This window comes from Paenibacillus sp. CFBP13512 (assembly GCF_005233705.1).
Taxonomy (GTDB): Bacteria; Bacillota; Bacilli; order Paenibacillales; family Paenibacillaceae; genus Saccharibacillus; species Saccharibacillus nuruki.
The window spans coordinates 156,281-181,678 of record NZ_QGAD01000011.1 but is presented as its reverse complement, the minus strand read 5'-3'; the positions used below and the strand labels follow the sequence as shown (position 1 = coordinate 181,678).

The following is a 25,398-nucleotide window of genomic DNA, read 5'->3' as shown; positions in this document are numbered from 1 at the left end:
CTTATTCTTTAGAACTGCGTCGAACTGTCTGCCAGTCTACAGAAGATTCAGGTTTAGCCGTTGCTTCTTCTGCACGATAATCTAGAACTTCTTGCTCTAGCGATTGGATACGATTATACATTTCTTCGTACGCTTCGTAGCTCAAAAGTACAGAATCTACATTTCCATTGTCTGTGATAAACAAAGGTTTTACTTTAGCTAACAATTTAACTTTGCTGAATTGACGTGAAATCGTAGCGGTATTTACTAATTGATCTCGTCCAAAAAGAATCGGCTGTTCTAGAGATACACCTTTTTGAGGTTCTAATAATTTAGCCATCATTTTCCTCCTAACAAAAACACATGATTATACGTTTAATTATACGTACAATCATGTGTAATGTCATGCTTTATTATTCCGCCCATTCACGACGTAACGCAAATAAGTCTTTTAACGCATCGTTAGATAGTTCAGTGATCCAGCCTTCTGAATTGGAAATCACATTGTCGCTTAGCTGTTGCTTACTTTCCAGCATTTCATCGATTCGTTCTTCCAGTGTACCGAGTGAGATAAATTTGTGCACTTGGACATCGCGTGTCTGTCCCATACGATAAGCACGGTCAGTGGCTTGATTTTCGACCGCAGGATTCCACCAGCGATCCACATGGAACACATGATTGGCAGCTGTTAAATTTAGACCTACTCCACCAGCTTTGAGCGATAAAATAAACACAGATGGCTTGGTGGAATCGCCTTCTACCGCAGGTGCTTGGAACTGCTCGATCATCCGATCACGCGCTGTTTTGGATGTACTTCCATTTAGATATAATACATTTTCCTGTAACTCTTCTTCCAAAATCTTTTGCATCAGCTGACCCATCCCAATATATTGGGTGAAAATCAGACATTGTTCGCCTTCTTCACGTAATTCTTTGACCATCGCCAGCAATCGCTCTAATTTGGCAGACCGACTGACCCATGCTTCGGTATTGAATCGTTTGCCTTTTTCCGGTTCAGGCAACGCTTCTTTGGTCACAAGAATCGGATGGTCACACAGTTGTTTGAGCTGAGTGAGTGCAGACAGGATGGCACCTTTACGCTTAATGCCATCCAGATCGTTCATTTGTTGCATTAAGCTATTGACTGCTTGATCATACAGTACTCCTTGTTCAGCTGTAAGATGAATATAGGTTTTCATTTCATTTTTCTCAGGCAAATTCAATTGAATATTAGGATCTTTTTTGGTACGACGTAACATAAATGGCTTAACCAGACGCTGTAAATGTAATGTTCGTTCTTCATCATGATCTTTTTCAATCGCATTGCTAAACCGTTCTTGAAATCCTTTAGCGGTTCCTAGGTAACCTGGCGTAATAAAGTCATATATCGACCATAATTCAGCCAATCTATTTTCGATCGGTGTACCAGTTAGCGCAACCCGATGCATAGCGGATAGACTACGAACCGTTTGCGATTGCCTTGTTTGTGCATTTTTAATATTTTGCGCTTCATCCAGACAAATGGTTGCCCATGTATAACTTTGAAGCAGTTCTTGATCGAGTGATGCTGTTGCATATGACGTTAGAATAACATCAGCTTGATCGATCAACTGCTGGAACTCTTCTCCTGAACGGCGCTTACTGCCATAATGGAGCGCTACTGTAAGTGAAGGTGCAAAGCGACTGATTTCTTTTTGCCAGTTCCCCAGTACAGAAGTGGGACAGATGACAAGGGAAGTCGGGCTGAAAATGGTCTCTTGATGCATCTGTTGCATTTCTTCGGTCTGATGGAATTGTTCGGCTAGTTGATGAATAGCGATCTCTGCATGTTCTTTAATATGAAGTAAATACGTGATTAATTGCACCGTTTTACCGAGTCCCATATCATCAGCCAGACAAGCACCCAGACCGAATTTTCTTAGAAAAGATAACCATGAATATCCTTCATGCTGATAAGGACGCAATTGCGCCTGTAGTCCTGCTGGAATCGGAGTGAGTGGAAGATCCACTTGCTGATTGATCTTTTCGATTAAAGAAGTCAGATGTTCATTCAATTCGACTTCCAGTTCTACACGTGTACTTTCTTCCTCAACTGCTTCTTCGGCAACTTGAGCCGCACGATGCTGGCGCATCAGATGGAGTTGCAATACATCTTGAAAAGATAATCCACGTCGCTTATCGATCCCGTTCATCGCTCGCCGGATCTGTTCCAATAACTCAGGATCAAGCGCAATCCATTGTCCACGGAAAAGTACCAATCGTTCATTACGAGCCGCTAGTTCCAGAAACTCTTCTTCCGAAAGATCTGTATCTCCAATCGATACCCGCCAATCAAAGTCGATCAGTGCATCTAAGCCGAAAAAGGATTTGCCGTCCCGTTTTTCTTTATCTTCGCTAACTTTAGCACGCAATTTAGGCTTTTTGCGCCTTGCCGCTTCCCACCATGCAGGAAGTAACACTAACCAACCTGCTTGAAGCAGTCGATTACTTTCTGTAGTCAGAAAGCGCCATGCGGTTTCATTGTTCATCGGACGCTGTAAAATATCAGACGTTTCGGCGAATTGGGCTCGTGGTAAAGTGGCTCGTAGATGTTCGAGCCAGCCAGAAGCCCGATCTTGCACATGAATATTCCATGGCTCAGGCCATTTACCAGTCACATGTCCGTCAATTCCCAATTGTACAGGGACAAGAACCGTTTCATCGGCTTTGTCTTGTAGTACAAATTGGAGTCGCCAACCACTGTTTGAATCTTCCGGTTCCAGCAATTGAAGTGCCGGGCGAAAAGGAGCTGTATCGCTTTTCCAACCGATCGACACCAGCCATGTTTCTTCATCTAGCCCTGCTGTACTCTGATTGCGATCAAATAATTGCGGATATTCACGTCTTAGATCAGCGGCTTCTGCTTCGCTGTTATAATATTGGCGGAACACAGTAGCAGAGAATGCCGCTTGTAATCCTTGTACAAATTGGAGTTGAGACGCATTTTTGAGCAAAGATCGTATCTCACGTTCGGCCCCATCTTCTTGCGCCCACTCTAAGAGCACATCTTGATCCCAGCTCCATTGCAATTTCCCTTTCCGATATGAAGCTAGACTGGGAAGATATTTACGTTCTTCCAGACAACGTTCCAGATAGGGAGCCAACTTCCGAATCTGAGCGGTCTCGCCTTCCCAATTCCACTGCACATGATGAAGCAGAGGAGCTGATGCAAAATACGGAATCACCTGTTCAGCAGGGAGCACAATTAGTTCCACTTCGGGTGTTTCTTCTACTTCTAACTCTGTTCCGTAAAAAGAATCTTCATGCCATGCAAATAGTAGATGTTTGAGATAGGTTGCAGGCACGAATCCATAAGCTTCTTTGGAGCCATAGATTAGAGCATCGCCATACTCGCTGAGTCCCATTTGGACAGTGATGTGTTGAAGATAATGACTCATGGTATCAGCTTCCCTTTCCGCAATTCTTCTTGAAGCGCACGTAGACGACTATTTCGCTGAGCAAATTGCTCGATAAAGTCATTCCAACGTGGTTCTTGCTTTATTTTTTTGTACAATTTAGCTAGACGTTTGAGTAATTTGACAGCGGCTTTATAGCCCTGTCTGTTTTTGTGCGCCATATGTCGTTCCACCGCTTGATGGTAAAAAGGAAGTAGCATTTCTGGTGCATTATTTTCGAGTGGTTGCAGTTCGGTGACTTTATAATTGGCAGGATCATTACCCGCAGACAACTGATAATCCATCCATAATTGCCATTTCCCGTACGATAACAATTTTTGCTCGTAGATGCGTCCACCGACAGGTAATAATTTTTCCAGTGCTGTCCACATTTGAGGCTCAGCTTCTGGTAGTTGGGTGATCACTTGTTCCCAATAAAGTGCATAATCCTGTAAATTAGATTGTTGCTGGCGTAATACATCAGCAAGTTCAGTCAGCCAATACGCTAATCGTGTCCAGTTCGCTTGATCGCTTAGACGCTCCAAGTAATCAGGTAAACGATCTGGATAGAAATCCTGCTTGGTCGCAGCAGTACGAATAAGAGCAAGAGATGCTTCATCTTGCTCTGCTCCACGTTCAAACTGAATATAACTTTGCGCTAGCCACCATGCTTGCTTGAGCGCCGAATGGCCGGAACGTGGTTCTAATTGTTCGAGAAGCTTAACTTCAGCTTGTAGTGTTAGTTCGGTATCGTCTGCAACAGAATGAGTAAGCACTGGCAAAATCCAGTTGATCCATATCCGCATATAACTATTGAAAAAGGTAAAAGAATCGCGTGATTCACTAAGCATCTCGACACGAATATAAGACAGTGTACCGCTTAACCATTCACGTTGTTCTATAGAAGTAACAGATGTGAGAGGAAGAGGTTCTGCAAAAAGAGATTCGATAGATTTTTGCAATTCAGCTACTGCCAGATGAGTATGATACCCAAGTGAAGACATCGTGCGACTCAGTTTATTTTGAACAGGTTGGACAACAATCTGTAGCATATACAGATAGGTATTCAGCTTAAATAACGCCTGTTCTACTGGATCATTCGGCAACCCTTTTTGGAAAATAAGAGCGAGCGCTTCTGTCGTATATTGCACATTCCGAATCCCTTGCCCCAGCGGAGCGATATCTTCAGCAAACTGTTCATGCCACTGTTGTACGGAACGATCTATATCTTGCTTTATATTCAATATCAACGTCATATCCTCTATTCTCCTAAGCGTGGTTCTCTATTCACGAATCTCTTTATTATACCATGATCTAGAGAAAGCTAGACAGTCTAACTAGAACTTGCACAACAAAAAAAGACACTATTCAGTGTCTTTATATTATGCGTTGCTTCTATAGAAATAAAGTATTTACTCCTATAAAGAGATTGACTATGCAGTCGTATTTGTTTTGATTTTAATCAACAGTCCGACCAGTCCGAGTCCGGCAAAGATCACAAATCCTACCGAATATGAAAATAGATCAATCACATTCCCCGCAATCAAAGCACCTACAAATTGCCCTGCACCAATCATCAAAAAAGAAAGGCTGATCCCCATAGAAGGTTGCTTGGTATAGACACGAGTAGACCACACAATACAGATACAGCTTAAAAAGATAAACGAAATTCCGAATAAGATAGCTGAAGCAAAGTTAAATCCAACAGACGGGATAATAAGCACTATGATTCCAATACTCATCATAAACATACCCAGACGATATGAGGCAGAAAGTCCAAGCCGATTGATCCATTTTCCAGAACTACCGGCAATCATACCTGATATCCCCATCACAATCCAAAACCAGATCGCTGTCGTATAAGATAATCCTTGTTCTACCGTCAAAAAGCTACGTGAAAACGTCCAATATATTGCAGAACTGCTTCCAATAAGTAATGAACCTACACACAATGCTAGACTGTGTGGCTGAAATAATTGGAATTGGTGCTGATCTTTAGTCGTAGCAGATGCAATAGGATGCCGATGCGGTATATTTTTGCTATTCCAATATAGGGTGATCAGAGCAATGATAGCGAATAGTCCATAACTTAAGCGCCAGTATTCGGTAAATAATAAAGCGATGGGACCGGATAACACCATCCCAAAGCTTGTTCCGCTATTGATCCAAACATTGCCACGATCCCGATCGGCAACAGGAAGTTCAGTAGAAGCCGCATTGCCTAGAGCAGGCGATATCCAACCTGTACTTAATCCAGCAAAGAACAGACTGATCGTTAATATTAATGTATTTGGCGCCAAAGCCACACCGGCAATCCCAACCACTACACTGATTCCAGATAAGCGGATTACCTGATAATGTCCCCATTTGTGAATAAGAAAGGGTGCTGTTAATAATGCCAGACAATATGCAATATACATCACTGAACTGATCCAGCCTGCATCAGTAGTGGATAAAGAAAGAGAAGCAGAAATCTCAGGTAGAAATAGTCCAAAGCTGTATCTGCCTAATGTGTAGCAAACAGCGATCATCGCTATACCGGGAAATATAATTTTTTTAGCGTTCATAGGGTAACACTCCTTTATGTATTATAAATATATAGAACGATCATTATACTTTTGCTTAAATAAAAAGTGAGTATCTATATACTCACTGCGATCAGATATACTTTTGAACTGATAGAAATGATTGATCTTGGGTGCCAATAGTATGGCTATAACAGAATACTTACTTGTTTAAGCCGCACGTACAAATAGTTTTTCGGTCATATCAATTAATTGGGCGCATACGGTGGCTGTATCTTCTGTCTCAGCCAGAGCAGTAGATCCTTCTAACAACAGCGAAAATTGTAAAATTTGTTGCGAAGTCAGGGAGGAGTCCAATTGCTCGATAAATTTCATCACATTTTCTTTATGACGATTCACAGTCTGTACGACTGGATGCGTTGGATCACCAGCAAATTCTTCTTTTGCCCGTAAAAACATACATCCACGTGATTGAATATCCATTAAACGTTGCGCATGCCCTTTAGCCAAATTCAATAAAATAGCTTCATGATCATCCGTCAGAAAACGATGCAGATACTCCATATATTGTTGCTCACGTCGCTTCAACACTTCTACGATCAATTCATCTTTGGAAGCAAAATGGTTGTAGAGCGTCATAATCGCAATATCTGCTTCTGTAATAATCTGCTTCAGACCAATCGCATGAAATCCATGTTCATAAAAAAGCTTTTCAGCTACAATCAGTAACGTTTCTCTTTTTTTACTCAATTGATACACTCCTTTATATAGAACGATCATTATATTTATTGTGAAGGAAAAGAAGGATATTGTCAAACCACTTACATAAAGGTTAACGAATTGACTACAAAAGCGTATACTGTATAACAATCTTACATATGCAAAACTATAAAAAGGAGAGACGGACACATGATTAGTTTTGGAACGATGATTGCTTTTGCCGCTGTCGCTTTAGGGATGGTATGTGCGCCAGGACCGAATATGATCTATTTGATTTCGCGTTCGGTAACACAAGGAAAGTTAGCAGGCATGATTTCTTTGTTCGGCGTGATGCTCGCATTTGTCGTGTATATTGTAGCGACCATGATGGGATTATCTGCGTTATTTCTGACAGTTCCTATATTCTACAGTATGATTAAATGGGCAGGAGCAGTGTACTTGCTGTGGTTAGCGTGGAAAGCGATTCGTCCTGGAAGTGGAAGTGATCGTAATATACTGGAACCTCAATCATTAGCGATCGAATCGCCTAAAAAGCTATTTATAATGGGATTTATGACAAATTTACTTAACCCCAAAGCAGCTGTATTGTATGTATCGTTGTTACCACAATTTATAGATCCTGCACGGGGATCGGTATTGATGCAGAGTGCCACTCTAGGCCTGCTTCAGATTAGCATCAGCTTTATCGTTAATCTATTGATTATACTGGTAGCGAGTCAAGTGGTATCATGGTTCGGTAAACGTCCGATTTGGATGAGTATCCAGCGCTGGGTCATGGCAAGTGTGCTAACAGCACTTGCAGCAAGAATGGCATTCGATCGCAAATAAATAAGATGTAGCAGCATTGAAAAGAAATTCACATCATCCAATACAGAAATTCTCGAAACAGCCTAATGTGCATCCAACACGTTAGGCTGTTTTGATGATTTGGAAGAGGAGTTCTAAGATTTGCGATCATTATCTTCTTCAAATATTTTGTCCCATGATTCTCTATTCTGTGTTAGCATAAAAATACTAATAGATAAATAATAAACTATACGTTTGAAAACGCTACCATAAATGGTATTCTGTAAGATTCTTGTAGTCTTCAGTAGAGTTATATAGGGAGTGTCATAATGAAAGAACTGTGTAGAATTTTGATCGTAGATGATGAAATTCTGGTAAGACAAGGAATTAAACACTATATGGTCTGGGAACAATTTGGATTTCAGATTGTTGGTGAAGCATCTAATGGAAAAGAAGCGCTCGAACTGGTAGATCAATTGCAACCTCATATTGTGATTACCGATATCGTCATGCCAATTATGGATGGCGAAGAATTCACACGAATTGTGAAGCAAAGATATCCTCATATTGAAGTCATTGTACTGAGCAGCTATGGTGAATTTAGCTATGTACGTTCCACTTTTCAAAGCGGGGTAGCTGATTATATTTTGAAGCCAAAGTTAGAAACGCAAGAGTTGTTGCAAGTTCTACAAAAGACAGCACGTCGTATTCCTTCTCTTCAATATAATGAAGATAATGATCAAGAGTTATTGTCGATTGATCATATTATAGAAAAAGTGATCTCCGGATATGAAGTGAATTATGGACAAGAACTGATCAAACAAGCTTTCCCGTATGAGCATTATTGTCTGATCGGCGTTCAGCCTTCCGGTTATATTGCGAACAACCATACGTCTGCGGCTGTACAAAGTCACTTATCTACTCTAGGAATGAGACTGGCAGAAGTGCTTGAATCGCTAGGAACATCGATTGTATTTCGACCTGCACCGGTCAGTGATTCCGGTCTAATTGTATTTCTGGTGAATCTGGAAGAGTCTCAATATTCAACGTTAGTGACCGTTATTCAGCAATTAGCCGATGATATTCATGCTCAGTCTCCACAAATCGGTTGGGTGATGAGTAGTCCTTTTCATACATTTGAGCAGATCGATCCGGTGTATCATCAACAGATTTTGAAATTGTTAGACTATCGCTTTTATTTCCCGGATCGCAGACTCATGTTAGAATCTGAACTTCCGCCACCGGTTGCAGTACAAGGTGCTTTCAACCTAAAGCAATTTGCTGAAGAGATGAAGCGAGAGCATTTTGAATTTGCTTTCCAAGAATTGCGCCAGTATGTCACAGCGATGTCGGCGAACTATGTCTCGACTCCGTTTGAGTTGAAATCATTTCTAGGTAATGTTGTATTCAATATTATTACACTGCTTGGTAATCTGGATTATGATGTTGAACAACTGGATGCTGAGAAATATAACTATTTCAAACAGATTAACGAAGCCGAGCACATTAATGAAGCAATCGATTTGCTAAATCGCTTTTTATTAGTAGTTGATCAGCAGATTGCAGCACGTACACAGCCGAACAGTAACTCGAATATGAAAAAGTTATTAGAGTATATCGATATTCATTTTGCAGAGTCGCTCAGTCTGACCGGGCTAGGCCAATATTTTCATTTTAACCCTTCTTATTTATCCAGCTATTTCACAACGCATAATAAAGAAGGATTTAGTGAGTATTTGAACAAAATCCGCGTCGAAAAGGCCGCCGCCATGTTAAAAGAAGACGAGTTCACGATTGCAGATATCAGTAGCAAAGTAGGCTATTCCGACCCTAGTTATTTCACCAAAGTATTCAAAAAACTAACCGGACTATCCCCAAGCCAATACCGACGTAAACACTTGCGTTAAGCGCTTGGCAATATAAGCGCGACCCAGTTCAATAAGAAAATGATTTTTGCGTAGCAAAATATCTTACATCAAGCGCTTGGCAATATAAGCGCGACCCAGTTCAATGAAAAAATGATTTTTGCGTAGCAAAATATCTTACTATTATAGTATGTAATGAATGGGTTAAAGAAAAGGGAATGAGTATGAAAAAAAGTATCGACAATTTCAAACAGCAAGGTCTGTTTTTTAAATTGTTTATTGTTATGGTGGTCAGTATCATTGCTGTTTGTTTGTTGACTTCGCTCGTAACGATTCGAATGTCAGAGCGATTATTTGCCGAGACATTCAGTATCACCAACTCGAAAGTGTTGAATCAGATTAAAACAAGCTTTGAGTCGTTTAACGATTCGATTGTAAATGCAGTTAGCCATGCCTCTCAGACGGCTACCGTCAAAAGCTTTTTAACGAGCGGTGAAGGCGATTCGATCGCTACAGGTAGTTCTTATTTCAGTATGGGTCAACAGATGAAGCAGATTAAATCAAATGTAGACGCTTATGAAGTAGGCGTAACGGTCATAGGAGTGAATGGCAGAAGTTATGCTTCCGATTATGGATACTGGCCTATTCCAATGCATACGTTGTCTGAAAGTATGATTACCAAGAATACGATCGCTGAACCGAGACGGCTGATGTATCAGTATGATGAAGAATCAACAGCTATCGATCAGCCGGCAGAGCATTATATTATTGCTTCCAAAGCTTTGATGGAGCGTACAAGTAACTTTCTGTATGGAACCATCTATATAGCCATTCAAGAGCGAGAATTCAAACGTTTTTATAGTAATTTTACCAGTACAGGCAACGATGTTCTGATTCTGAATGCGAGTGGACAGATTGTATCGAGTAATCGAGATGATCTGATTGGTTCTTTTTCACCGGAGCTCCTCAATTATGCGACCCAGATTAACAAAAAACATCTGGATTATATGGATGCTGATGTCATGGGTAAAGATCATATTATTTTATCGAATTATGTACCTGAATATGATTTTTATCTGGTTAATTTGGTTGATCGGGAATTTGCCGTTGGACAGATTATCAATGTGCGTTCGGTGGCACTGATCTGTATTGCGATTGTCAGCGGAGCGTTGTTGATTGTATTTTTAATTTCACGTCGATTGACCCAATCATTGACTCGTCTGGTGAAGCAGATGTCTACGATTACGGAGAAAAATTTTGATAATTATATTCAAGTGAGTGGAAGTTATGAAGTTCAGGAATTGGGTCGAGCGTATAACTATATGCTGGATGAACTGAATGATTATATCGAACGTCTTATTCAGACGCAAAAAGATCAACGGAATGCAGAATTAGCTGCATTACAACGACAGATCAATCCGCATTTCCTGTATAATACGCTTGCTTCGATCAAAATCCTAGTGCAAAAAGGAAACAAAGAAACGGCTGCGGAGACGATCAATGCACTGATTTCATTATTGCAAAATACAATCAGTAATGTCAGTGAAACGATCACGATTGAACAAGAGCTGGGTAATATGAAAAACTACGTATTTATCAACCATGTGCGGTATGGACAACGCGTACAAGTAAATTATTTCGTTTCTCCAGATTGTCTGGAATACCATGTACCCAAGTTAATTATTCAACCGTTTATCGAAAATGCGTTTTTCCATGCGTTTAATGAAAAACAAAACGGTATCATCTATATTATGGTGTCTCAATCCGATGGTGTGCTGACCTGTGAAGTGGTCGACAACGGAGACGGTATGGACGGTCTATCTGAAGTAGGCGAACATAACCCGCTCCCCAATCCGAAAAGCAAACGCCAACTATTCACCGGCATCGGTATCCAAAACGTCCACAACCGCATCACACTGCTCTACGGCGAACAGTATGGAGTAACTATTTCCAGCACCAAAGGCGAAGGCACCAAAGTCAAAATCACCATGCCGTTAATTTTAGAACAACAATAACCTATAAAAAATACAAAAGACATCTACCATATCCCGTGTTCTAAACGGTATAAGAGATGTCTTTTGTAAATAGAAGAAAGGTAGACACTTAGAAATAAGCGCCTACCTTTCTTCTATTTATAATGAAACAATCTATAAATATTCCTATTTTAAAAACACCAAGTATTTAATCCATAAACTTAACTCGATCTTTCTATATATAGTAGGCACAAATTCAAGATAGCTATATATTCACCAAGCCACTCCAATCTATTCTAATCCTCATTCTTTCCTGCTCCCCGCTCCCCAACATTCAAATTGGTGCTCTAAATAAGCTATCCCCCGAAGCGGTCTCCCTAAATTCCGCTCATACTCACTAATCCCACTCTATTTTAATCTACATTTTATACCATTATCCAAATATATTACTAATGATAACGCTATCAAAAAATTTAAATATAAGAAAATCACAAATCCTTACAAAGATAGTCATACCGTCTTCAAATCAAGAGGTGTTAAGATAAATATACCAAATGGTAAACGCTTTCAAAAAAAGAACAGGGGTTGAACAAAAATGAAAAAAATGATGTTTCTTTTACTAGCAACCGTTTTCATGTTGTCTGCATGTTCCGGTAATGCTGGTAGCGGTGCAAGTTCTGATCCAGCTAAAAAAGAAATCACAGTATGGGCATGGGACGCTAAATTTAACATAGCAGCATTGAATTTAGCTAAAGAGAGATATATGGCTAAGCATCCTGATGTTACGATTAACATCATTGAAAACGCTCAAGCGGATATTGTACAAAAATTAAACACAGGTTTGAATTCTGGTACAACTAAAGGTCTTCCAAACATTGTGTTGATCGAAGATTACCGTTCACAAAACTTCTTGCAAGCGTATCCAGATTCATTCCGTGATATGTCTGATTCGATTAAATCAGCAGACTTTGCAGATTACAAAGCAGGTCCTACTAACTACAACGGCAAACAATATGGTGTTCCATTTGATTCCGGCGTAACTGGTATGTATGTAAGAACGGATTATCTTAAAGAAGCAGGTTACACACCTGAAGATATGCAAGATATCGACTGGGATAAATTTATCGAAATCGGTAAAGCAGTAAAAGCTAAAACTGGTAAAGATATGTTAACTCAAGATCCAAATGACTTGGGATTGATTCGTGCAATGATCCAATCTGCAGGTACTTGGTATCTTAAAGAAGACGGTAAAACACCTAACATTGCAGGAAACGCAGCTTTGAAAGAAGCTATGGAAGATTACAAAGCAATGTTTGATGCAAATATCGTAAAAACGAACTCTGACTGGAGTCAATTCTTGGCTGCATTCAACAGTGGTGCTGTAGCATCTGTTCCTACGGGTAACTGGATCACACCTTCTGTTAAAGCAGAAGCTTCTCAATCTGGTAAATGGGCTGTTGTTCCATTCCCAACATTGAAAAACACACCAAACTCTGTTCACGCATCTAACATTGGTGGTAGCTCATGGTATGTCATGAACGTAGACGGACAAGATACTGCTGCTGATTTCATGAAAGAAACATTCGGTTCTGATAAAGAATTGTACCAAGATATGTTGAACAAAATTGGTATCATCGGTACGTTCAAAGCAGCTTCTACAGGTTCAGCTTATGACAAAGCAGACGATTTCTTTGGCGGACAAAAAATCTATGCTGACTTTGCAAAATGGACTACAGAAGTTCCTAACGTAAACTACGGTCTACACACGTATGCTATCGAAGATATCATGGCTGTAGAAGTACAGAACTACCTTGCTGGTAAAGACATTGACTCTGTATTGAACGATGTTCAAGCTCAAGCAGAAGCTCAACTGAAATAAAACATTTTGATTCATTAAAAAATCATACTGTACCCGATCTGCTCAAAAAGTGGATAGAGAAAGCTTGCTGGGCGTAAGGCAATAGAAACAGCAATGAAACCTTGGGCTTTGCCGTTCAAGGTTTTATTGCTGTATCTAAGCCATAAATAAAAAATAAAACGACCACAAGCGATATAAAGGAGATGAAAGAAATGAAAGCAGCTCAACCTCAATCCAAGTTCGGCCCTCGTTTCAAAGCTGGCTTAACAGGATGGTTATTTATTGCATTAGCCGTTTTGATGATATGTGCATTTTACTTTTATCCAATGATTCAAGCACTTATTCTTTCGTTCCAAACGGGAACAGGCTCGAATCTATCATTTAATGGTATTGATAACTATGCTCGTCTGTTTACAGATGATATGTTCCTTACAGCAGTAAAAAACACATTTATTTATTTGATTTTCCAAGTACCTTTAATGGTTGTGCTTGCTTTGTTCATCTCTGTATTATTGAACAATCCTCGTTTGAAATTTAAAGGATTTTTCCGTACAGCTATTTTCTTACCTTGTATTACATCTCTAGTTGCTTATTCTGTTGTATTTAAATACCTTTTCTCTTCGGATGGTTTGGTTAATGCGTTATTGCTTAAAGTGCATTTGATTGGTGCTCCGATTGAGTGGATTGCTGATCCGTTCTGGGCAAAAGTAACGATTATTCTCGCTATTACATGGCGCTGGACAGGTTACAACATGATTTTCTATCTATCTGGACTACAAAATATCGACAACTCTATTTATGAAGCAGCACGTATTGATGGTGCTTCCGCTATTCGTCAATTTTTCAGTATTACTATTCCTATGCTAAAACCTATTATTTTGTTTACATCGATCACGTCGACAATTGGTACATTGCAACTGTTTGATGAAGTCGTCAATATTACCAAAGGTGGACCCGGTAATGCGACAACATCCATTTCGCAGTATATCTACAATCTGTCGTTCAAATATTCAGCAGACTTTGGTTATGCAGCAACCGTATCGTATTCTATCGTAATTATGATCATCATATTAGCATTTATCCAGTTCAGAGTGGCAGGTGATCGCAATGAATAAATCCAAAACGTTTTTCACTTATATTTTCTTGAGTATCGCTGCATTTATTTCGATTTTCCCGTTTTTCTGGATGCTCGTCAGCGCAACTAACCTTTCGGTAGACGTTACACAGGGTCGATTGCTTCCCGGTTCTCATTTGATCGAAAACTTCCAAAAATTAACGAGTTCTGTAGATATTATAGGCGCATTAGGCAACTCTGCTAAAATTTCGATCAGTACAACGATTTTGGCATTGTTAATCGCTTCGCTTGCAGGTTATGGATTTGAAGTCTATCGCAGTAAAGCCAAAGATATCGTATTTAACATTTTACTATTGTCGATGATGATTCCTTTTGCAGCGATGATGGTTCCGTTATATCGTATGTTCGGTAAAATCAGTAATGTGGTACCAGTGATTGGGATCGATACATTAGCATCGGTTGTGATTCCAACCGTTACTACAGCATTCCTTATTTTCTTCTTCCGTCAAAGTACCAAAATGTTCCCGAAAGACTTGCTTGAAGCAGGTCGTATGGATGGACTAACCGAATTGGGATTGTTCTTCCGTGTATACATGCCAACGATGAAAACAAGTTATGCAGCAGCAGCAATTATTACATTTATGTCGAGCTGGAATAACTACCTATGGCCTTTGGTTGTTTTACAATCGCCAGAAAATCAAACGATTCCGTTGCTTATTTCTAACATGGGATCCAGTTATGCACCAGATTTCGGTATGATCATGATCGCTATCGTGTTCTCTACATTACCTACAGCTATCGTCTTCTTCGTTATGCAGAAGCACTTCGTAGCAGGAATGGTTGGATCGGTAAAATAAATCTCCGAGTTGTGGAGAGTGGCTGTGGTTGTTGATGGGGACCGCTTCGTCTAAGGAATTGTCCTTGCCGCCGCTGGTGAAGATAAATGCTTTGAATGACTGCCAAGCAGTCGCATTTATCTTTAAAGGCGACGTTTAGGATAATTTCCTTAGACTCCGCTCTGCCGCATCACAGCCACTTTGCCATGTCCACAAAAAAGAGATTTAGTTTTACTTTGAGTAGGTGGGCAGGGTAGGAATAAGAGATTTGAATTTTTAGGTTTGAGAATTTAGGACTTATAATTTTGATTTAAAATCTAGAGTTTAGAATTTAGAATGTAGGGATTTTAAAAATTAGGGTTTGATAAGATTTTAAGGTTCCAATTTAGTAGCGCTTTAAGCTTATTCGATTTTGGAAGTAGCTTGAAATGAACTAGTTTGAGATCAAAGGCATTGTGATATCGATGCTAAAGCGAATAACAATGCTAGAGCGAGACTAAATATCATTATTTATGTAATGAAGAAACCATATAGCCAAAACGCATACGAGATCAAAATTCCAAAGCGACAATGTACTTCAAAATGATAATGTAATCTAAAGGATGATGTAAGGTGTAATCTTTCTGCGGAGACTCATTCAAATGGAGTAGCAGTTACCTCTAGCGGAGGGGAATGGTTATTCTGAAAGTCGCTGGTAAGACAAGGATATCGACCACTCAGTGGTCCAATCAAGATATCCCAGTCTTACCAGCGACGGCAAGAATAACCCTTCCCCGCAGCGCTAGTCACTCTAAAACAAAGAAAAGTCGGGGGTATGGACATGAACCAACAAAAGCCTAGTTTAGACTGGTTAACAGATGTCAGTGTATTTGCTGTAAATCGCTTGAGAGCGTACTCAGATCATAAATATTATGCAACGTTAGAAGAAGCACAGAAACGTGGCGAAATGAAGCTTCGCTCTTCTTTAAATGGAAATTGGAAATTCAACTATGCAACGAATCCAAGTACTCGTCCACAAGGATTTCAAGAAACAGACTTTGCTTGTGACGGTTGGGGAGATATTACAGTTCCCGGTCATATCCAGTTACAAGGGTATGGACAAATGCAATATGTAAATACGATGTACCCGTGGGATGGTCACGAAGATCTGCGTCCATTATTCACGTCTGAGACGGCTACAGTTGAAAATAGCCTTTCCACACAGTCCAATCCTGTAGGCAGTTATGTGAAGTACTTTACAGTACCTCAACATTTGCTAGAGCGCTCCTCAGGAGACAAGTCACCTGTTTATATTTCATTTCAAGGTGTTGAGTCTGCATTTTACGTGTGGTTAAATGGACAATTTGTTGGATATAGCGAAGATAGTTTTACGCCAGCAGATTTTGATCTTACACCTTATCTACAAGCGGGTGAAAATAAATTAGCAGTAGAAGTCTACCAACGCAGTACTGGTTCTTGGTTAGAAGATCAGGATTTCTGGCGCTTCTCCGGTATTTTCCGTGATGTGTATTTGTATACTGTACCTTCTGTACATGTACGTGATCTGCATGTGAATGCTGGATTAGATGATGCTTATACGCAAGGTCAGTTGTCGGTACAATTAACGTTAGAACAGACCGTTGGAGCGAAAGCGATTATTGAAGTGCAAGATGCTACCGGTACAAATGTAACTTCACTTGAAGCGCAATTTGTAGATGGCAAAGCCAACATTACAACAACGATCGATAGTGTACATACATGGAGTGCAGAACATCCTTATCTGTATACGTTATTGATTTCTATCTATGATGAAGCAGGTAACTTGGTAGAAGTGATCCCGCAAAAATCAGGCTTCCGCCGCTTTGAAATGATCAACAAAGTCATGTGCTTAAATGGTAAGCGTATTGTGTTCAAAGGTGTAAATCGTCATGAATTCAATGCTCGTACAGGACGTGCGATTACAGCAGAAGATATGTTGTGGGATGTGCGCACGATCAAGCAAAATAATATGAATGCTGTACGTACTTCACATTACCCGAACCAGACGCTCTGGTATGAGCTATGTGATGAGTATGGTCTGTATGTGATCGACGAGATGAATCTAGAAAGTCATGGTTCATGGCAGAAGATGGGTGCTGTTGAGCCGTCTTGGAATGTTCCTGGTAATTTGCCAGAGTGGCAAGATATCGTAATGGATCGTGCGATCTCGATGGTGGAACGCGATAAAAACCACCCTTCGATTCTGATCTGGTCTTGTGGTAACGAAGCCTATGCAGGAGAAGTCATTTTGAATGTATCTAATTACTTCCGTGAAACAGATCCTACACGTCTTGTTCATTATGAAGGTGTATTCCACAACCGTGATTATGATGCAACCAGTGATATGGAAAGCCGGATGTATGCTAAAGTAGCCGATGTTGAAGAATACTTGAATGACAATCCACAAAAGCCGTATATCAGTTGCGAGTATATGCACGCTATGGGTAACTCGGTCGGTGGCATGTCTAAATATACGGATTTGGAACAGAAATACGAAATGTATCAAGGTGGATTCATTTGGGATTATATCGATCAAGCGGTGATGAAAGAAGATCGCTATGGTAAAGAATATTTAGCATTTGGTGGCGATTATGATGATCGTGCTACAGACTATAACTTCTGCACCGATGGTATTGTCTACGCAGATCGTAAAGTTTCACCTAAAATGCAAGAAGTTAAATTCCTTTACCAAAATATCAAGCTTTTACCTGATCCAAGTGCGATTACAATTGTGAACGAAAATGTATTTGTAGGTACAGATGCGTATAACCTTGTCTACAGCTTGCACCATGAAGGTGTAGAAGTGTACAGCCATACAATGCCAGTTCAAGTGGATGCTCAATCCCAAGCACGTATTGAATGGGTATTGCCAGATACGCATACAGCTTCAGGCGAATATGTGATTCATGCATCTCTTGTATTGAAAGAAGCTGAATTATGGGCAGATGCTGGGTATGAAATCGCATTTGGACAACATATTTTCCACGTGGAACCACAAGAAGTAGCCGTCTTGCCTACAGGTACATTACGAGTAGCACATGGTGATGTGAATATCGGTGTACACGGTACAGGATTTAGCGTGATGTTTTCTAAAGGAGCAGGTAGCTTAACTTCTCTACGTTACGGTCAACGTGAAATGATCTCTACACCACCAGCACCGTTGTTCTGGCGTGCAACAACAGATAACGATAAAGGAACAGCTAGAGGATTCCATGCAGGCAACTGGTTCGCAGCTAGTCTTGCTCGCCAATGCGTAGGTATTGATGTGAATGAGCAAGCCGATCATGTGACGGTAACTTTCCATTATGGATTCAGTATTCATGCGGATTTGAAAGTAACGACAACATACACCGTATATGGAGATGGAAGTGTTAAAGTACAATCCACATACAATGGTGCTACAGGACTTGCGAATCTACCGATCTTTGCATTATCGTTTAAAGTACCGGCAGATTATGATCAATTAGACTGGTATGCTATGGGACCGGATGAGAATTACAGTGACCGTGCTTTTGGAGCTCGCTTAACTCGTTTCCAGAATCAAGCATCAGATAATGTATCCGGTTATGTTGTTCCACAAGAATCGGGTAACCGTACGGGTGTACGTCGTGTAGATATTACCGATCAACGCAAACAAGGTATTCGAATTACAGCGCCATCAACTGCACCGGTAGAATGTAATATTTCACCGTATACGGCGTTTGAATTAGAAAGTGCATACCATCAATATGAATTGCCAAATGTGTATTACACAGTCGTTACAGTCGCTGGTAAGCAAATGGGTGTAGGTGGCGATGATAGCTGGGGTGCTCCTGTATTAGATGAGTATCAGATTCCTGCGGATCAACCGTTAGCCTTTGAATTTACAATTCATCCACTGGTATAAATGAATAGAGTATAATCGCAAGACTTTCCTATCCGAACGCACATGTTCTGGATCAGGAAAGTCTTTTTTGTCTATCTAGAGGTATACGTCAAAACTAACCTTGCGATAGAGTTTATTTTTTGGCAATCATGCTAAGATTTAATGAAGAGATGAAGCGTAGAACAGACCGGAATATCATCTGTACAACTCAACATCATATGATCAGAGGAGTGGTAATCATGCTTAATATGTCATCGCGCAGTTATATTATATTCACACTTGTTATTAACGGTCTAATTCCGTGGGGCGTATATGTGTGGCTTTCCCCGTATGTAGGAGGTTTGGCTGCTTTGTCGATTGCGACCTTGATTCCTTTAGTGGATAATATCTTTCATTTTGCCAAGCACCGAACACTCGATGTGTTTGGAGGTTTAATGTTAATGACCTTTATTCTTTCCTTTGTGATGATCTTGTTGGGTGGCAGTGAGAAGATTCTTCTTTTGCGAGAGTCGATGATTACAGGTGTGGTAGGTATCGTCTTTCTAGGTTCATTATGTGCAGGCAAACCGCTTATTTATTATATCGCTAGTCGTTTTGCGACTATTACTCATTTCGAACAAAAATGGGAATATGCTTATTTTCGCAAAGTCATTCGAAATATAACGTTGATCTGGGGAGTTCTTCTGGTGCTAGAAGCTTGTACTAAAATAGTCATGGTCAACGAACTCAGTGTCATGCAGGTGCTTGCCTTATCCAGTATCGTATCTTATAGCTTTATTGGTGTAGCGATTGGAGCAACGATACTTTATCGCCGTAGATCAGCAGTTCATATGAAGCATCTACAACAATCGATGTCTTAAATGATCCCTATAAAGAAGTCCTTCATCGTTGAAGGGCTTCTTTTTTAGGTGTATTTCCTCTATGATATTCACATTGTATATACAACAAAGATCGCATGACATGATCTACTTAAAGGAGAACGACTATGACCGAGCAGATTATCACAGTACAACAAGTCTTAATAGCAAATACGCCTAAAAGCTTTATCACTAGAGAATTACCTTCGATCGCTGTTGAACTGGCAGGTATTCCGGGAGATCGCCATTATGGATTGTTACGTCCTGCCGATTCCAGACAGAAAATATATAAAAAAGGCACAATGATTGCTAATCGTAGACAGATTAGTATTGTATCTTATGAAGATTGTGAACAGATTGCGATACGTATGAAATTACCAGAAATAAAACCCGAGTGGTTAGGAGCCAATCTGATGATCCGTGGCTTCGATCAGTTGACTCATTTGCCAGCAGGAGCACGATTAATTTTTCCTGATGGTACAGGTCTAATCTGTGAAGGGGAGAATCTACCATGTATTTTTCCGGGTAAAGTGATTGAAGAGGTATATGATATTCCCAAGTTACGTTCCAAATTTGTACCTGCTGCCCGCAAAGCAAGAGGTATTGTCTGTTCGGTAGAACGAGAAGGTAGGATTGCTCAAGGCGATACTGTGCAGATTATTACTGCTCATTTATAAAAAAACATAACTGATTGTGCTATGTAAAAATGACTTTTGATTGGACAGGAGCGCTCTTATACTACCAAGCGCTTACGGTATACTATAGAAATAACAAAGATAGACCTGAACTACTTTCAGCAAGGAGGATGCCAACGTGAGTACCGAACTTCATTTGCCAACTATCGAATTATGGTGTGGAAAAACTGCTTTTGCTAAAGGGAAATCGTATTACCGTAATGGTAAAGTATCCTTTATTCAGTATGATCAATCATCTTCTGTGTACCAAGCCATTGTACATATTCGAGCGAAACTGACAGAGCAGGTTTCTTTAAATATAGATGAAGAAGGGGAAGTGTATGCTCAGTGTACTTGTCCTTCTTTGTCCTCTTACGATCATTATTGTCAGCATATAGCGGCTGTATTGATCCATATCTATTATGCGCATCAGCAAGGGATTGTGCCGATCTTAATAGAGTCAGCGGTGAAGCCACAAGGGTTATCGATCGAACTACAACAAGAGATAGACCATCAGCAGGAAGCAGAACAGCTTATACAGCAACAGCACGCGGATGCCGCGCAATTAACACAGCATTTGCTATCTTTATTTGCTGACAAAAAACAGCGTCCTAGTGGCAGTCGAGCCTACTTTGAGACGCGAACGACTCTTCAAGTGGAATGGATCTGTAAGCCAATTGCTTATGGTAATCGACAATATCGTATTGGAATAGAGATGAAAATAGGACCCAAGCGTCTGTATATTGTGCAACAGGTTATCGAATTTTTGGAACATGTGAAGCGCCGGGAAAGTTATTATTTTTCCAAAGCATTTACGTATGATCCTGAATTGCATAGCTTTACCCGTACCGATGACCGTCTTATTCAGCATCTACTGGATATTATGCAAGAAGAACAGCAATATGGAAGCTGGGAATCACAGGGTGTTGTAGCAAGGCAAAATCCTCGTCTGTTATTAATTCCTGCATCACACTGGCAGGAAATCTTGCAAGAATTGTCTCAAGCTTCTTCTACCGTATTGGAACATACAGGTCAGCAATGGGGAGCGGTCGTATCCAGTGAAGAAGCATTGCCGATTCAATTTGAACTGGATCGTCATGAACCATTATCAGCAGATCCAATCAACCCTTTGCAGTCGTTAAGTGCACCACCTCGTTATGAACTGCATGTAGAAGGTCTAGAACACCTTATCGTCATGGAATGGTATGAAACGGTAATCTCTTATAGTCAGATTATTCATGTGCCTGAAAACGAGTGTCAGCGTCTGAGTGAACTTCAATCGGTATTGCAAGCTTCACCACAATATCGAACACACCAGACAATGACGATCCCTGAAGAACAATTAGAACCTTTTATCGAGCAAGTGATTCCCGGGTTAATGACATTAGGTCAAGTTCATATGACCCGTGCAGTCTCCGAATATATTGTACGCACACCGCTTCAAGCACGATTGTATCTAGATCGTGTACGTGATCGTTTATTAGCAGGCTTAGAATTCCAATACGGACAAGTCACCATCAATCCACTGGATATGCAAGGAACGCAATTACCTGAAGGGCAGATTTTGTTACGAGATGGGAAGCAAGAAGAAGAGATTATGATGTTGCTAGATGAAGGTTCTTTTGTACAGACAGAAGGCGGGTACTTTTTGACCGATGAAGACGCTGAATATGAGTTTCTTTATCATCTGTTGCCCCGTTTAGAAAAGTGGGTCGAAGTCTATGCTACATCAGCTGTCAAAGCCAAATTATACAATCCTTTGTCTGCACCCAAATTAAAAGTAAATACCGATCCACGTCATGATTGGCTAGAACTGACTCTAGAGTTAGATGGGATAGCAGAATCTCAGATTATTGAAGTGTTGAACTCCTTAAAAGAACAACGACGCTACCATCGATTACCTAATGGTTCATTATTACCTTTGGAACAACAAGAGTTTCGCAAAATTATCGCTTTTATTCAGCAAACGGGTATGGCGAAGTCGATGCCACTGGATCAGTATCTGATCGACCTTGAGTCCAGTGAAGAACAGACCGGACAGTTGAAGATGCGTATGCCACTGATGCAAGGTTTAGCAGGGTTGGATCAAGAATCGCAAGACGAAAGTGTGCAATTTGGCAAGTCTTTACGATTATTATTGGAAAATATGCGTAATCCAGATCTACGGGAAGAAGCTGTACCAGAGCATTTAGCTCCTATTTTGCGAGATTATCAGCAGTATGGTTATCAATGGATGAGAACACTGGCTCATTATGGATTCGGTGGTATTCTGGCGGATGATATGGGGCTTGGGAAGACGTTACAAAGTATTACTTTTCTAGCTTCAGTCTTATCGGATATTCGGCAAAGTGGCAAGCCTGCATTGATTGTCACTCCGGCTTCGCTGATGTACAACTGGCAACATGAGATTCGGCGGTTTGCGCCCGAAATGAATATTTGTCTGATCGATGGTACCAAAACGGAACGTAATCGGCGGTGGTATCAATCGCTAAACCCTCAGACCAGTGATCAACCTGTAGTTGATGTGATTATCACATCGTATCCATTACTACGTCGTGATCTAGAACAAGCGCACCATTCTTCTTTTCACACGTTGATCCTGGATGAAGCGCAGACATTCAAAAATGATCTTACGCAAGTGGCGCGAGCAGTGAAGCAGATTCAAGCTCAGTATCGCTTTGCATTAACAGGCACACCGATTGAAAATTCGATCTACGAATTATGGGCGATTATGCATGTGGTATTCCCGCAGTTGTTAGGCGATAAAAAGTCATTTGCTGATCTCTCCAAAGAAGTAGTTGCGAAGCGCATCCGTCCTTTTGTATTGCGACGATTGAAAAAAGATGTGCTGAAAGAATTACCGGATAAGCAGGAGCATATGCTGGTGTCTGAACTTTTACCAGAACAGAAAAAACTATATGCCGCCTATCTAGCTAGGCTACAACAAGATGCACTGAAACATCTAAATGACAAAGCAGTTCCGCAAAATAAAATCAAAATTCTAGCCGGACTTACCCGTCTACGTCAGTTGTGTTGTCATCCGGCGCTATTTATCCAACAGTATCAAGGTGGGTCAGCCAAGCTGGAACAGCTGTTAGAGATTGTGGAAGAAAGTCTGGATGCAGGTAAGCGATTATTGATCTTTTCTCAGTTTACCGAGATGTTGGGGATTATTGGTCGAGAGCTTCAGCAAGCTCAAGTCCCTTATTTTAATCTGGACGGAAGTACACCTGTAGCGGAACGTGTAGAACTCTGCAATCGGTACAATGAAGGAGAGCGAGATATCTTTTTGATTTCGCTCAAAGCAGGAGGCACAGGGCTGAATCTGACAGGAGCCGATACGGTGATTCTATATGATCTATGGTGGAATCCTGCGGTAGAAGAGCAAGCCGCCGATCGTGCCCACCGAATGGGTCAGCAAAATACAGTGCAGGTCATTCGCTTAATCGCGCAAGGCACTGTCGAAGATAAGATGTATGAATTACAGCAGACCAAAAAGCATTTAATCGACGAAGTGATCCAAGCTGGCAATGATCAACCAGCCTTAACAGCGTTAACCGAAAAAGAGATTCGCCAGATCTTAATGATCTGACGAATCTCTTTTTATAGTTAAGTGTGTATAACTTTAGTTATAAGCAATCATTACGTATGCATGTGCGTGTTCAGACCTTCTACACCTGCAATCACAATCGAATGATGAGCCAGTAGATCCAGATCATACGGAGAAGCTAACCGCTCGCCTGCTTCGTTATAAAGAATCCGAATAATAGGACGCTGAGTAATCGACTTATGAATATGAACAACAACACCTTTAAGACCATTGCTCAAAACCACCGTAAGACCGATCGGATAGATCGCAACACGACTTTTGAAAATTTCCATCATGTACTTATCATACATTGTTCCATAGCCTGCATATAAGACTTCCAATGCTTGATGAGGCAGTAGAGCAGAGCGATACACACGACTTGTCGTCAATGCATCATAAGAGTCTGCAATAGCGATCCATTTCGCATAGTCATGAATATCCGGTTCTGTAATTCCGCGCGGATATCCGCTTCCGTTCAATCGTTCATGATGCTGATAAGCACAATGTGCAGCAAGAAGAGGAATGCCAGGTTCGTCTTTTAACATTTTGAATCCGTATTCCGTATGAAGCTTAATTTCTTCATATTCCAGATCGGTGAGTCGTTCAGGCTTGGACAAAATAGAGCTAGGTATTCTGATTTTGCCAATATCATGTAACAGTGAACCAATACCGAGAACATGCAATTCTTCTGTGGAGTATCCGTGAACTTTGCCAAGTAAAAGGGTATAAATACATACATTTAATGAATGATGATACAAATATTGATCTTTGACATGAATATTCATTAACATGATCATCACTTCAGGATCGGTACTGATATCATTAAGGATAGAATCGACCACTCCTGAGAACGATCGTCCAATTAAAGGATAATTCTTTTTCTGAGCTTGAGGATCAATCAGACTGCGAAATCCAACCTGAATTTCTTGTAAAGCTTTGCGGCGTGTCTCTGAAGTAATAATATCTTCAACCACGATATCATCAGTGTCAGCATCTTGAATATAGACATAATCTAGACCATGATTATGTAGTTTACGAATAATTCCGTTGGTTAATTCAGCATCTACAGAAAGGAGTACGACTCCTTCATCATTGTATATTTTTTTGGCTAATCGCATTCCCGGCTGTAGGGAGGTAACAGGTATCAACCTCAATAGTAGTCACTTCCATCTATAATAGTTTAAGGTAACAATTCCACTTAGCTTATTAAGCGTAGAGTTTATAGGAGCGTCTTATTGAATCGTTCGACAATCATAATAAACAAGGTTAAAAAAACCTCGAACCAGCCGGATGGGTAAGTTTTCTTATGTTATTTCGGTTCGTGTCTATACGATGGAAGTATAA

The 25,398-nt window shown here is 40.5% G+C and carries 16 protein-coding genes; 10 read left to right on the top strand and 6 right to left on the bottom strand.

What is annotated here, in order from left to right; translation table 11 throughout:
- Position 1 precedes the first annotated feature (1 nt).
- From PaeCFBP13512_RS16420 to PaeCFBP13512_RS16400, 5 genes are all read right to left on the bottom strand, one after another.
- A complete protein-coding gene (locus PaeCFBP13512_RS16420; protein WP_137224616.1) occupies positions 2-319 on the bottom strand; it encodes a type II toxin-antitoxin system Phd/YefM family antitoxin in 318 nt (105 codons plus the stop codon).
- Between the two features lie 73 nt (positions 320-392).
- A complete protein-coding gene (locus PaeCFBP13512_RS16415) occupies positions 393-3,416 on the bottom strand; it encodes a DEAD/DEAH box helicase (protein WP_137224614.1) in 3,024 nt (1,007 codons plus the stop codon).
- Positions 3,413-4,669 (bottom strand): hypothetical protein, encoded by a 1,257-nt coding sequence (locus PaeCFBP13512_RS16410; protein ID WP_137224611.1) that lies wholly within the window; start codon positions 4,667-4,669, stop codon positions 3,413-3,415. The genes PaeCFBP13512_RS16415 and PaeCFBP13512_RS16410 overlap by 4 nt, the downstream gene beginning before the upstream one ends.
- A 177-nt stretch (positions 4,670-4,846) precedes the next feature.
- Entirely contained in the window at positions 4,847-5,980 is a 1,134-nt protein-coding gene (locus PaeCFBP13512_RS16405) for an MFS transporter (RefSeq protein WP_137224608.1), read from the bottom strand.
- A 168-nt stretch (positions 5,981-6,148) separates the two neighbouring features.
- On the bottom strand, positions 6,149-6,697 hold the full coding sequence (locus PaeCFBP13512_RS16400; RefSeq protein ID WP_441343336.1) for a TetR/AcrR family transcriptional regulator: 549 nt from the start codon (positions 6,695-6,697) through the stop codon (positions 6,149-6,151).
- 150 nt (positions 6,698-6,847) lie between these two features.
- On the opposite strand from PaeCFBP13512_RS16400, the gene PaeCFBP13512_RS16395 reads away from it, so the two are divergent.
- The 10 genes from PaeCFBP13512_RS16395 (at position 6,848) to PaeCFBP13512_RS16350 (ending at position 24,057) form a co-directional block, all read left to right on the top strand.
- The gene (locus PaeCFBP13512_RS16395; RefSeq protein ID WP_137224602.1) at positions 6,848-7,486 is read left to right on the top strand and encodes a LysE family translocator; all 639 of its coding nucleotides are present in this window, start codon (positions 6,848-6,850) and stop codon (positions 7,484-7,486) included.
- Positions 7,487-7,773: 287 nt separating this feature from the next.
- Positions 7,774-9,351: a response regulator transcription factor gene (locus tag PaeCFBP13512_RS16390; protein ID WP_137224599.1), complete on the top strand. Its 1,578-nt coding sequence runs from the start codon at positions 7,774-7,776 to the stop codon at positions 9,349-9,351.
- A 182-nt stretch (positions 9,352-9,533) separates the two neighbouring features.
- Positions 9,534-11,324, top strand: coding sequence for a cache domain-containing sensor histidine kinase (locus PaeCFBP13512_RS16385; protein WP_069329720.1), 1,791 nt, complete (start codon positions 9,534-9,536; stop codon positions 11,322-11,324).
- A 553-nt stretch (positions 11,325-11,877) separates the two neighbouring features.
- The gene (locus PaeCFBP13512_RS16380; protein ID WP_069329719.1) at positions 11,878-13,161 is read left to right on the top strand and encodes an ABC transporter substrate-binding protein; all 1,284 of its coding nucleotides are present in this window, start codon (positions 11,878-11,880) and stop codon (positions 13,159-13,161) included.
- Positions 13,162-13,352: 191 nt separating this feature from the next.
- Positions 13,353-14,255 carry a carbohydrate ABC transporter permease gene (locus PaeCFBP13512_RS16375; protein WP_069329718.1) on the top strand — a complete coding sequence of 301 codons (903 nt, stop codon included), beginning with the start codon at positions 13,353-13,355 and terminating at the stop codon, positions 14,253-14,255.
- On the top strand, positions 14,248-15,072 hold the full coding sequence (locus tag PaeCFBP13512_RS16370) for a carbohydrate ABC transporter permease (protein ID WP_069329717.1): 825 nt from the start codon (positions 14,248-14,250) through the stop codon (positions 15,070-15,072). Before PaeCFBP13512_RS16375 ends, PaeCFBP13512_RS16370 begins: the two co-directional genes overlap by 8 nt.
- Positions 15,073-15,871: 799 nt before the next feature.
- A complete protein-coding gene (locus PaeCFBP13512_RS16365) occupies positions 15,872-18,955 on the top strand; it encodes a glycoside hydrolase family 2 TIM barrel-domain containing protein (protein WP_137224596.1) in 3,084 nt (1,027 codons plus the stop codon).
- 218 nt (positions 18,956-19,173) lie between these two features.
- Positions 19,174-19,794, top strand: a complete 621-nt coding sequence (locus PaeCFBP13512_RS16360; RefSeq protein WP_241669411.1) for a VC0807 family protein — start codon at positions 19,174-19,176, stop codon at positions 19,792-19,794.
- A gap of 125 nt (positions 19,795-19,919) precedes the next feature.
- The gene (locus tag PaeCFBP13512_RS16355) at positions 19,920-20,468 is read left to right on the top strand and encodes an MOSC domain-containing protein (protein WP_137224593.1); all 549 of its coding nucleotides are present in this window, start codon (positions 19,920-19,922) and stop codon (positions 20,466-20,468) included.
- Between the two features lie 136 nt (positions 20,469-20,604).
- Positions 20,605-24,057, top strand: a complete 3,453-nt coding sequence (locus PaeCFBP13512_RS16350; protein WP_137224590.1) for a DEAD/DEAH box helicase — start codon at positions 20,605-20,607, stop codon at positions 24,055-24,057.
- Positions 24,058-24,107: 50 nt separating this feature from the next.
- Here the strand turns inward: PaeCFBP13512_RS16350 and PaeCFBP13512_RS16345 are convergent, their stop codons facing one another.
- Positions 24,108-25,172 (bottom strand): HD-GYP domain-containing protein, encoded by a 1,065-nt coding sequence (locus tag PaeCFBP13512_RS16345; protein WP_083243678.1) that lies wholly within the window; start codon positions 25,170-25,172, stop codon positions 24,108-24,110.
- Positions 25,173-25,398 lie beyond the last annotated feature (226 nt).